Genomic DNA, 605 nt, shown 5'->3' with positions numbered 1-605 from the left:
TCAATAGCTTGCTGAATTTCAGAGACATCGTTTTTGTTATAAAAAGGTACGTTGATAATATAACTAGACCCACCTTTTTCTATATCCAGTTGAGTCATAATACCATTTAAAAATAATCCAACTCCAATTAAAACAGCAATTAGACCAAAAAACGTGGATGAATCAAATAAAGCGAATCCTATCAAAGCGATAATAATTCCCCAAATAAAGTTTTTAACGTTATAGTAGCTGTTAACAGAGGTATCAGAAATATTTTTTAATGGAATATTTTGTTTATGATTACCAGCCGGAATTAAACCAAAAATAGTATTTTGTTCAACTATTCTAACAAAGCGATAATCAACCGCTACAGAACCCTTGATCCAAAAAAGCAAAGCGCTGGCAGAAAATTCTTTTTTAAACCATACCTTGTCTCTGGTTTTCTTTATAATAACCTTCTTTTCGCTAGTATTTTTACTTATTTCTGGCATTTCAATCTCCAAATATTACTAAAAAATATCGAATTCTTTTGAACTCACTTTTTACTATAGTGCACTTTCTCTCTAACAAAATAATTTTTGTAATATTTTCGTACATAAATAAAACAATTTTTCAATAGAATGAGA

Annotated in this window: 1 protein-coding gene; it reads right to left on the bottom strand. The window is 28.9% G+C overall.

Annotation, left to right across the window (positions count from 1 at the left end; translation table 11 throughout):
• A partial coding sequence (locus tag KH893_RS11470) for a hypothetical protein (protein ID WP_281166235.1) occupies nucleotides 1-470 on the bottom strand: 470 nt, incomplete at its 3' end.
• Nucleotides 471-605 lie beyond the last annotated feature (135 nt).

It is taken from the genome of Liquorilactobacillus sicerae, assembly GCF_029916425.1.
GTDB lineage: Bacteria > Bacillota > Bacilli > Lactobacillales > Lactobacillaceae > Liquorilactobacillus > Liquorilactobacillus sicerae.
The sequence above is the reverse complement of the archived record's forward strand: the minus strand, read 5'-3'. Positions and strand labels throughout refer to the sequence as shown.